This is a genomic window from Streptomyces sp. NPDC004539 (assembly GCF_040610055.1).
GTDB lineage: Bacteria > Actinomycetota > Actinomycetes > Streptomycetales > Streptomycetaceae > Streptomyces.
Genome location: NZ_JBEXLS010000003.1, coordinates 216,525 through 227,038 on the forward strand (window position 1 = coordinate 216,525; position 10,514 = coordinate 227,038).

The 10,514-nt window shown below is 75.5% G+C and carries 7 protein-coding genes; 4 read left to right on the forward strand and 3 right to left on the reverse strand.

Annotated elements, in window-relative coordinates; all coding sequences use genetic code 11:
- Nucleotides 1-41: 41 nt before the first annotated feature.
- Genes ABZX85_RS07560 through ABZX85_RS07570 form a run of 3 tightly spaced genes read right to left on the reverse strand, consistent with a single transcriptional unit; the run spans nt 42 to nt 2,196 of the window.
- Nucleotides 42-980, reverse strand: a complete 939-nt coding sequence (locus ABZX85_RS07560; protein ID WP_355863456.1) for a PDR/VanB family oxidoreductase — start codon at nt 978-980, stop codon at nt 42-44.
- Nucleotides 977-1,135 carry a hypothetical protein gene (locus ABZX85_RS07565; protein WP_355863458.1) on the reverse strand — a complete coding sequence of 53 codons (159 nt, stop codon included), beginning with the start codon at nt 1,133-1,135 and terminating at the stop codon, nt 977-979. Before ABZX85_RS07565 ends, ABZX85_RS07560 begins: the two co-directional genes overlap by 4 nt.
- Nucleotides 1,132-2,196, reverse strand: a complete 1,065-nt coding sequence (locus ABZX85_RS07570) for an aromatic ring-hydroxylating dioxygenase subunit alpha (RefSeq protein WP_355863460.1) — start codon at nt 2,194-2,196, stop codon at nt 1,132-1,134. The genes ABZX85_RS07565 and ABZX85_RS07570 overlap by 4 nt, the downstream gene beginning before the upstream one ends.
- A gap of 251 nt (nt 2,197-2,447) precedes the next feature.
- Between ABZX85_RS07570 and ABZX85_RS07575 the strand changes: the two genes are divergently transcribed.
- The 4 genes from ABZX85_RS07575 (at nt 2,448) to ABZX85_RS07590 (ending at nt 10,512) form a co-directional block, all read left to right on the forward strand.
- Entirely contained in the window at nt 2,448-4,172 is a 1,725-nt protein-coding gene (locus ABZX85_RS07575) for a hypothetical protein (RefSeq protein WP_355863462.1), read from the forward strand.
- Nucleotides 4,166-7,033 carry an AAA domain-containing protein gene (locus tag ABZX85_RS07580; RefSeq protein ID WP_355863464.1) on the forward strand — a complete coding sequence of 956 codons (2,868 nt, stop codon included), beginning with the start codon at nt 4,166-4,168 and terminating at the stop codon, nt 7,031-7,033. Before ABZX85_RS07575 ends, ABZX85_RS07580 begins: the two co-directional genes overlap by 7 nt.
- The gene (locus ABZX85_RS07585) at nt 7,030-8,103 is read left to right on the forward strand and encodes a hypothetical protein (protein ID WP_355863466.1); all 1,074 of its coding nucleotides are present in this window, start codon (nt 7,030-7,032) and stop codon (nt 8,101-8,103) included. The genes ABZX85_RS07580 and ABZX85_RS07585 overlap by 4 nt, the downstream gene beginning before the upstream one ends.
- A gap of 213 nt (nt 8,104-8,316) precedes the next feature.
- On the forward strand, nt 8,317-10,512 hold the full coding sequence (locus ABZX85_RS07590; RefSeq protein WP_355863468.1) for a VWA domain-containing protein: 2,196 nt from the start codon (nt 8,317-8,319) through the stop codon (nt 10,510-10,512).
- Nucleotides 10,513-10,514 lie beyond the last annotated feature (2 nt).

A 10,514-nucleotide genomic window follows, 5' to 3' on the forward strand; every position in this document is an offset into this window, starting at 1 on the left:
GGAGGGAGCCGAGGGGCTCGCGGCGCAGCCGCGCCCGCCCCTCAGAGGTCCAGCACCAGCCGCTGCCCCCGGCACCGCGACACGCAGATCATCATCGTCTCCCCGGCCTCCCGCTCCGGCTCCGTCAGCACGGAGTCCCGGTGGTCGACCTTCCCGTCGAGGACGTCGGTCTCGCAGGTCCCGCACGTCCCCTCGGTGCACGAGTACAGCACCTCGACCCCGGCCGCCCGCACCGCGTCCAGCACGGACGTGTCCGCCCCGACGGCGACGGTACGGCCGCTGCGCTCCAGGACGACCTCGAACGCCCGCTCCTGTCCGGCGACCTGAGCCCTGGGCTGGAACCGCTCGACGTGCAGCACCCCCGCCGGGCACCGGCTCTCCACCGCGTCCAGCAACGGCCCCGGCCCGCAGCAGTACACGAGTGTGTCCCCGGGCAACTCGTCGAGCACCGGCCCGAGTTCGAGCAGCGCCCCGGTCTCGTCCTGCGGGGCCACGGTCACCCGCTCCCCGTACCGCCCGAGTTCACCGGTGAACGCCATCGACCGCCGCGACCGGCCGCCGTACAGCAGCGTCCACTGCGCGCCCGACGCCTCGGCGGCGGCCAGCATCGGCAGCAGCGGGGTGATCCCGATCCCGCCGGCGACGAAGCGGTAGCGGGCGGCGGGCAGCAGGGGGAAGTTGTTGCGGGGGCCGCGCACCCGGACCTTGGCGCCCTGCGCCAACTCCTCGTGCACGAAGGCCGATCCGCCTCTCCCGGCCGGCTCCCGCAGCACCGCGACCCGCCACTCGTACCGGTCCGCCGGGTCACCGCACAGCGAGTACTGCCGCTCCAGGCCGGGCGCGAGGAGCAGGTCGACGTGCGCGCCGGGCTCCCACGCGGGCAGCGGCTCGCCGAGGGGATGGCGCAGGGACAGGAGCCGGACCCCCTCGGCGGGCGTCCTGACCTGATGGACCGTCAGCTCGGCGTCGTACGTGGTCACTTGCCGCCCTCCGTCTCGTGCCCGCGCGGGTGCGCCAGCATCCACTCCCACATCTCCACCGGGTCCTGCGCGGTGTGTTCGCGCCCGCAGTGGCAGGTGCCGTGCAGGACGTCCGTGCCGGGGAGCCAGTCGACGCGGTAGACCTCGCCGGTCACAGCGCCCGCTCCAGCGGCTTGTCGCCCTCCTCGACCAGCCGGGCCAGGATGCGGCGGGCCGCGAGACCGCCGGTGTCGATGTTGATGCTCAGCTCCTGGTACCCGGAGCGCTCCGAACCGAGCGTGCGCTGAAGGAGGTTGAGGGCGTCGACGTCCTGCATGACCACCGTGTGGTTGTTGCCCCGCAGGAACGCGGTGACCTCCTCGTCGTCCGTCGCCCAGTCCCGCGAGACCATCCAGAAGTCGTACACCTTCCCGTCGCCGGACGGGGTGATCGCGTACGTGATCTCGGTGTGGAAGCCGTTCGGGTCGCTGCCGTCGGCCTCCGGCAGGACGCCCACCGGGGCGATCCGGCTGTGCAGGAGGTAGAGGCACGGCGCGTGGTACTCGATGTCCTGCCAGCGGGTGATCCGGCCCGTGATGCCGGTCGAACGGGCGTAGAACGGCGGGCACTCGGCGTCGTCCATGTGCCGGCTGACCCGGACGATCCCGGCGCCCTCGTCGACCTCCGTGGTGATCGGCGTCTCCGCGACCTCGGGGGTGCCGATGTACCCGCCGTGCAGATACGTCTCGTGCGAGAGGTCGAGCAGGTTGTCGACCAGCAGCCCGTAGTCCGCGTCGATCGGCTCCATGCCGCGTACGGTCGTCCAGCCGGGGGAGTCGAGGTGGCGGGCGCGCGGGATCACCGCCGGGTCGGCGAGCGCCGGGTCCCCTATCCACACCCAGATCAGCGAGTCCTGCTCGACGACCGGGTACGCGGCGACGCGCGCGGTGCGCGGGACCCGTTTCTGGCCCGGCACGTACACGCAGGCGCCGGTCGTGTCGTAGGTGAAGCCGTGGTAGCCGCAGACGATCCGGTCGCCGTCCAGGCCGCTCTCCGAGAGCGGGTAGCGCCGGTGCACACAGCGGTCGTGCAGCGCGACCGGGGTGCCCTCGTCCTCCGTGCGGTACAGCACGATCGGCTCGCCCAGCACGGTCCGGCCGAGGAGGTCGCGGCCGACCTCCTCGCCGTAGGCGATGACATACCACTGGTTCCTGGCGAAGGCGGTGATGTGCGGCATCGTGGCTTCCCGTCTCTCGGTCCTGCCGTCATCGTCTTCAGGGGGTGTGCGGGGCGGCAAGGGAACTTCCGCCTCGCGGAAGGGTCTTCGGGGTGGGGTGGGGCGGCGGTCCGGGCGCCGCGCTTCTCGGAAAAGGGATCGCGTGTTCGTATTCCGTGCCGTCCCGGGGATTGCCGAATTCCTCCCTGGCCCCCGTGTTCCCGTCGCTAAAGTGGCCGTGCCGCGAATAGGTCGGGGCGAGGGGGGTACGCGTGCGCGATGCGCGAAAAAAGGGGAACGGTGGCCCGACGGTCGTCGTTCTCACTGCGTCGGACGTCGAATTCGACGCGGTGGAAAGGCTGTTGGCGGGGGACCGGGACAGCGTGACCCGCGACGGAATGGAGACCCGCTACCGGCTCGGCTGGGTCGACGGGACACCCTGGCGGGTCGCTCTCGCGGAGATCGGCGAGGGCAACGGGAGAGCGGCGGTCGTCGTCACGCAGGCCGTGCAGCGGTTCCGGCCCCGGCTGGTGATGTTCGTGGGCGTCGCCGAGGGACTCAAGGAGACCGTGGCCGCGGGGGACGTGGTCGTCGCGACGAAGGTGTACGCCTTCCACGGCGGCAAGGCCACCGGCGGCGGGTTCCACGCCCGGCCCGAGACCTGGCAGCTTGCCCACGAGGTACGGCAGACGGCCACCGCCGCGCACCGCCACTGGCGCGGTGGACCCGGCGCCGCGCCCGTGCACTTCAAGCCGATCGCCTCGGGAGCCGCCGAACTCGAAGGGAAGGCGACCGCGCTCCACGCGTGGTTGCGCCGGCACTACGAGGACGCGGTCGCCCTGGAACGGGTGGGCGCGGGCGTGGCGGAGGCGGCGCAGCTGCTCCGGGAGCGCTCGCTGACCGTGTGGGGGATCGGCGACGGGACGCCCGGCGGTGGTGCGGGGACGGCGGCGCGCAACGCGGCGGAGTTCGCCGTGGGGGTCGTGCGGGAGCTGGAGCACGGGCGGGAGCGGCCGGCCGTGCCCCAGGTGGTTCCGGCTCCCGTGGAGGTCCCGCGAGGGTGGCGGGCCGGCGCGTCCGTCCGCTTCGCGAAGGCCGAGTTCCTGCTGGAGACGGGGCTGCTCGGGGAGGGGGACGGCGAGTTCTGGGCCCGGGCGTCCCGGCTCGGCCCGAGATCCCGGCCCGTGTGGCTGCGCCGGGCCGACGGCCCGGGGGAGGGGCGGGAGGCGCTGCGCCGGGAGAGCGAGTTCCTGACACGCCACGCCCAGGGGGCCTCCGGCAGCCCCGGTGCTCCCGGCGGCCCCGGCACCCACGGCGCTCCCGGCACCCACGGCGTCTCCGGCGCTCCCGGCACCCCTCCCGGCACCCCCACACTCCCCGGCCTCCCCCGCCACGACGCCTACGAGGTGCGCGGCGACACCACGCTCCTCGCCCTCCGCTGGCCCGCCACGGGCCCCGGCAGAGGCCGCCCGGTCCCGACCCTCGCGGAAGCCTTCGGAGCGGCCCCCCTGCACGGCGGTGCCCGGTACCGCGCCCTCGAAGGCTGCGCCCGCCTGGCGGAGACCCTCGCCGCCCTCCACGCGGCGGGGCTCGCCCACCGCGCCCTGTCCCCGGAGTCCGTGCTCGTGCCGGAGGCCGGGCGGATGCGCCCGCGCGACCTCGGAGCGGCCTTCCGCCGCCCCGCCCCCGGCGAGGGGCCCCCGGCCCACCGCGCCCCCGAGCAGGAGTACGCCGGGTACCGCCCCGGGCTGATCGGCCCGCCCGCCGACGTGTACCAGCTCGCCTCCCTCACCTACTGGTTGCTGGCTGCCGTCCCCCCGACCCCGCCCCACGTGTTCCCGCTCAGGACCTTCCTGCCCACGGCCCCCGCCGCCCTGGACGACCTCCTGCGCGCCGCCCTCGCCCCCGACCCCGCCGCCCGCCCCACCGCCCCCGAACTCGCCGTGCTGCTCCGCCGATCCGCCGCCGGCCTCACCGAGAACGCCACCTCATGCTGACCCGCACCCTGGACCTCCCCACCCCTCTGGTCCTCGTCCCCGCCCGCTCCCTCGACGGCCTCCTCACCCGCCTGCGCCGCGACCACCCCCATCTCCCCAGCAGCGTCGAGGAGCTGGAGTCGGACCTCGCGGCACGGGACGCGGTGCCCGCCGTGTTCCCGCCGCCGGGCGGACGGCAGCAGGCGCTGGCGCTGTACGGCAGGGGCTGGGTGGCGCTGCTCGTACCGGCGCCGGAGGGCCGCAGCTACCAGGTCCGTACGGTCACCGCGCTGCGCTTCGACGACCACCACCGGCTGGCCCGGGGCTGTCTCCTGCTGCGCCCCGCCGCGTGGACGGTCCGCTACACGCACGACACCGCCCCCGGCCACGCGGACACCCACTGGGACCGCCTGACCGCCGAGTGGGAGCTGCTGCGCAAGGAGACGGCGACGAAGGGCCACCGGGACCCGGACGACCGGGAGGCCCGCCATCTCGGCCTGCTGGCCAAGGCGGTCGACACCGAGCACGAGCTGCAACGCGAACGGGCGGCGGCACAGCGGCCGTTCACCTACCGGGACGTGCAGGCGACGGCGCGCGGGGCGACGTACACGTTCGTCCTGCACGGCCGCCGCGTCCCCGCCGAGGACGAGGTGCTCAGGGTCGGCGGCGAACCCGCCCTGCGCGGCCAGGTGGTGGCGGTCGACCAGCGGGGGGCCCGCGTCACGCTGGCCCTCGACCGTCCCGTCGACTGGGAACACCTCCCGAAGCAGGGCGAGCTGGAGCGCGTCGAGAACACGACCGTGCACGCCCGCCGCACCGACGCCCTCGCCGCCCTGCGCGACGGCCACACCCGCAACCCCCACCTCCTGCCGATCCTCGCGGGCACCCGCGCCCCCCGTCCGTCGCCACCGGCCGGCAAGCCGCGCACCCGCCCCGCGTCCCCCGCCCTCGACCAGTGGCAGCAGGCCGCCCTCACCACCGCCCTCACCGCCCCCGACCTCGCCGCGATCATCGGCCCGCCCGGCACCGGCAAGACCACCGTCATCACCCGACTCGCCGGGGAGGCGGCCGAGTCGGGCGAACGCATCCTCCTGACCGCCCACAGCAACACGGCCGTCGACAACGTCCTCACCCGCCTCCCCGCCGACCTGGTCACCCTCCGCGTCGGCCCCGAGCACCGCGTCGACCCGGCCGCCCGCCACCTCCTCCTCGACCACCGCGCGGCGGACCTCCGCAAGGGCGTCCTCGACCGGGTCGGCGCCCGCCTCACCGCCCACCTGGCGGGCGGCGGCAGCGGGGACCACTGGCCGAGGGTCCTGCACGACGCCGTCGGCGCCCTGGAGACGGCCCGCCGCCAGGAGGAGGCGGCGCGGGCCGCGCTCGCCGAGGCGCGGCGCGGGGTCGCGGGCCCGGCGCAGCTCCGGCTGGACCGGGCCGCCGAGCGCCTGCGCCGCACCCTCGACCGCAGGGCGCGGACGGCGGAGCGGCTGGAGCGGCTGCGCGAGGGGAGCCCGGGGTGGTGGCGGGGGCGCCGCACCGGGCGGGCGGAGCGGGCGCTGACCGCGTACGACGAGGCGATCGAGCAGGCCGCCCGGGACCGGCGCGGCGCCGAGGACGCCCTCGACGAGGCGACGCGCGACCACCCGGCCGTCCGCGAACGGCGGGCCGACGTCGAGCGGGCCGGCCGGGAGGCGGCCCGGTGCCGCAAGCGGGCGGAGGAGGCGGAGGCCCCCTGCCGCGCCCTCCTCGCGCCCGTCGGGGACGCGCCCGCCGACCTGTACGACTTCGCGCGCTGGACCCGCACCGCGCACCCCCTCCTCGCCGCCCGCCGGTCGCTGCTCAAGGAGTGGCAGCACGACGTGAGCGAGGCGACCGGACAGCTGCACGCCGAACTCCTGCGGTACGCCCACGTCGTGGGCGCCACCAGCTCCGGCGCCGCCGGACCCGCGCTGCTGACCGGCGTCGAGTTCGACCTCGTGGTCGTCGACGAGGCCGGGCAGATCACCACCGCCGACGCGCTCGTCCCGCTGGTCCGCGCCCGCCGCGCGGTCCTGGTCGGCGACCACCGCCAGCTCCCGCCCTACGCCGACGAGGAGACCGTCGCCCGGGTCCGTGCCGCACACGGCGAGCAGGCCGCCGAGCTGACCGTACGCAGCGTCCTGGAACTCCTCCAGGAGCACCTTCCGGAGACGGCCGTCGCCCGGCTGCGCACCCAGCGGCGCATGCCCCGCGAGATCGCCGACTTCTGCTCCCGGGCCTTCTACGACGGCGGGCTGCTCACCCCGGACGGCCCCGGCGTGCCCGGCGCCCGGGGGCCGCGCACCGCGCCCGCCTCCCCGCCGCCCACTCCGCAGCCCTTGTTCCGCACCCCCCTCGTCCTGATCGACACCTGCGACCGCCCCGTCGGCGACCGTGCCGAGGGCGGCGACCCCCGGGGCCGGGTCAACCGTGCCGAGGCCGACCTGCTCGCCGCGCTCGCCCGGCGCTGCGCGGCGGACGACGAGGAGTGGGCCGTCATCGTGCCGTACCGGGCCCAGGCGGCCCTGATCCGGAACCTGCTGAGGGACCTCCCGCCGGGCCGGGGCGACATCGCGACCGTCGACTCGTTCCAGGGCGGTGAACGGGACGTCGTGCTGTACGGGTTCACCCGCTCCAACCCGTCCGGCGCGGTCGGCTTCCTGGACGAACTGCGGCGCGCGAACGTCGCGTTCACCAGGGCCCGGCGCCGGCTGATCCTGGTCGGCGACTTCGACACCCTCACCCGGGCCGGCGACGAGGGGTTCCGCGACCTGGCCCGCGCCCTGCGCGACCACACCGCGACGGTGGGCGAGCTGCTGCCGTCCCTCGACCTCGAAGCACGGCTGGGAGCCCGCACCGCATGATCCCGCACCCCCGCAGCGGCTCCCCGCTCGGTTTCCCGCCCGCCCGCGCGGTCGAACAGGCGATGCTCGGGCCGGGCCCGGCGCCGGAGTCGGTCCACCAGCTCCTCGTACCGGTGTGGCGGGTGGAGGTCGAGGCGAAGGTCACCGCCGCCGAGCCCTACCAGCTCATCGACCGCTACCTGACCCGGGCCGTCGCCGAGGCCGGCGTCACCACCCCCGAGGGCCTCGCCTCGTTCCTCGCCCTGGACCCGGCGCTGACCCGGCAGGCCCTCGCCCACCTCACGGCGGTCGGCCATCTCACCGCCGAACAGGGCGACCTGAGGCTCACCGCGCTCGGCACCCGCTCCCTGGCGGACGGCGAGATGTACACGGTGAAGATCGGCGACCGCCGCATCGTGCACTTCGACGCCTGGACCGGCACCCCCCTGCCCGCAGGCAGCGCCGAACGCGGCCCGGCCGGCCCGGCCCCCCTCGACACCTGGACGTCGCCCCCGCCCCTCCTCGCCCCCGACCCCTTCCGCCCGCGGTGCGCGGCCGACCTCACGGAAACCGGCGTCCGCGACCCCCGCGCCCTGTCCTGGGACGTCGAGTACCTCCTCGCCCACGTCGTACGCACCCCCACCGGGCACCTCGTCTGCACCCGCCCCCACCGGGGCGCCCCCGACCCGGTCCTGAGCGAGGCGCTGGACCGCTCACCGGCCTGCCTCAGCGCCCTCGCCGAAGCGGGCGCGCACGCCCGCAAGCGGTTCGCGGAGGAGGCGGGCCGCTGGCTCAGCCGCCGGGGCCTCGCCGCCCACCAGCCGCACCGCGACCCCGACGGCGTCCACCGCGTCCGCCTCGCCGAGGAGGACTTCGGCGCGGCGGCGGACCTCCCGCCGCTCGGCTCGGTCGTCGTCCTGCGCTCCGGCGGCTGGTTCCAGGTGTGGTGCGAGGACCCCCGGGCCCGCCGCGCCGAACTGCGCCGCCGCCTGGACGCCTACCGGGCGGCCCGCCCCCGGGGCGAGGAGGCGCTGCGCGCCCAGGAGAACCGGCTGGCCGGACTTCTTGATGTACGAACCGATCAGAAATAGTCGCCGGAAATCGAGATCCGAACAGAATGAATCGCTGCTCGAATTCGAATCGAACTCCCCGCAACTAATTCGCCACGCTCTTATGGAAATCAGACACGGCGGCCCTCTTGTGGGATTAGCGTAATCGCCCACACGGAGTTGCCCCTGGGGAGAGGGGTGACTCCTGAGGTGACGCGCCACCGAGGCGCGCCGCAATTCAGGGGAGCATCCAGATTGACCAGTTCCAGGGGCCGGTACGTCCGGCTGGGGGCCCTGTTCGCCGTGACGGCAGCGAGTACGGCCGTCCTCACCGCCCCGCCGGCCGAGGCCGGCAAGAACACCGACCGTCCCGTCCACTACGTCGTCGCCGTCGACCAGTCCGCGAGCCTCGGCCCGGCCGACGTCGACCGTGAGCGCGAGGCCGTCGGCACGATCGCCGTCAGCGAGCCGTCCGACCGGTCCACGCTGGAGGTGCTCGGCTTCGCGAGCGCCGAGAAGGAGGGCCAGACCGCCGTCGACAAGGTCTGCCCGGCCCGCGCGCTGGACGCGCTGGCCCGCGAGAAGACGGCGGACTGCGCGAAACGCCTGCGCCGCCGCGCACAGACCGAGGGCGCGGGCACCGACTTCATCGAGGTGATCCGGCAGTCGGTCGCCGACCTGCGGACCGCGCCCGACGCCGACCCGCGCGTCCTGTTCCTGATGACGGACGGCGTCCTGGAGGTCGAGGACGCCCTCAAGTACCGGGACCTGGACCCCCGTACGGCCGAGGAGGCGGCCCGGAAGGACCTCGCGGACGCGCTCGCCGAGGCCGCCGCCGCGAAGGTGCAGATCTGGCCGCTCGGCTTCGGCAAGGCCGACGAGGACGCCCTCAAGGCGATGGCGGCGGCTGGCTACCAGTCGGGCTGCGCCGACCTGCCCGACGCCCGCCCCCGGCCCCACATGGCGGACGACCCGGCGAAGATCGGCGGCGCCCTCCAGGACGCGTTCGCCACCGCCCGCTGCTACTACCGCGACGAAGGGGGCTCGAAGCGTCCCCCCGGCGAACTCGCCGTGCGGATCTCGCCCCTGGCCACCGAGGGCACCATCGTCGTCGAGAAGGGCGACCCGGCGGTCACCGCCACCTACTACGACCCGCAAGGCAGGCGCGTCGGACCGGGCACCCGCGACCAGGACTCCACGTACACGTTCACCGGGCAGGGCGGCGCCACCGAGTCGCTGCGCGTCACCCGCCCGCTGCCCGGCGAGTGGAAGGTCCGCCTGGACGCCCCCGAGGGCCACCGCGGCCGGGCGGCCACCGTCAGCGTCCTGTGGCACGGCTCGGTGCGCTCCACGATCTCGCTCAGCGAGTACGCGCCCGCGCCCGGCACGAAGGTCGAGATGCGGGTCCCGATCCTGACCCGCGAGGAGTCCCTCCTCGACCCCCGCGACCTGCGCGGCATCACCGTCACCGGCACCCTCACCGGCAAGGGCGTCGAGCGGCCGGTGCCGTTCGCGCTCACCGACGACGGCCACGGCCGCTTCACGGGCGCCGTCACCGTCCCCCGGACGGCGTCCGGCGCCCTCACGTTCACGTCGAAGGTCTCCGCCGTCGGCCTCCAGCCCGACGTCCGCAGCCAGCCCGCCGCCGTCTTCACCCCCGGCCGCTCCCTGGAGGCGGCCCTCGCCCTCGGCGGCGCCGAACTGCGCCCCGGCGACACCCACGAGGCGCAGCTCACCGTCACCAGCACCGACACGAAACCCCGCACGCTGACCCTCGCCTTCGCCGACACCGAGGCCACCGGGCTCACCCTCAGCCCCCGCCACGTCACGGTCGAACCCGGCGCCGAGGCCCGCCGGTTCACGGTGAGACTGACCGTCGGCGACCACCTCGGCTTCACCGTCCGCACCGACCCCACCGCCCTCGGCGGCAAGATCGTCGTCACCGACGACACCGGCACCGTCCTCGACGACCAGCTCCTCGACACGGTCTCCGTGCGCACCGAGGTCAGCAGGTGGCCGTGGATCGTCGTGGGCGTCCTGGTGCTCCTCCTCGGCGCCGGCGCCTGGGGCGTCGTCCTGCTGCTGCGGCGCAGGGCGGCGGCCCGGCCGCGCGGGACGCTCGTCCTGGAGGACCCCTGGGGGCGGGAGCTGGGCAGCCGCCCGGTGCTGGACGTGCGGGGGGCCTGGTACCGGTTCGACATCCTCGACGACGGCGCCGACGGCGACAGCCCTCGGGTGCGGCCCGCCGCGCAGGGGGAGTGGGCGATGCGGCGCGCTCCCGGCGGGGACGTCGTGCTGCGGCGCGGCAGCGGAGAGCCGGTGACCGTACGGCCCGGGGAGGGCGTGAGCGCGGGCGACGACCTGGTGCTGAAGGTCGTCGACGGGACACCCCCGCCGCCCGCCGAGAGCTGGCCGTCCTACTCCTCCGAAGCCGGTCACCCCGATCTGTGAAC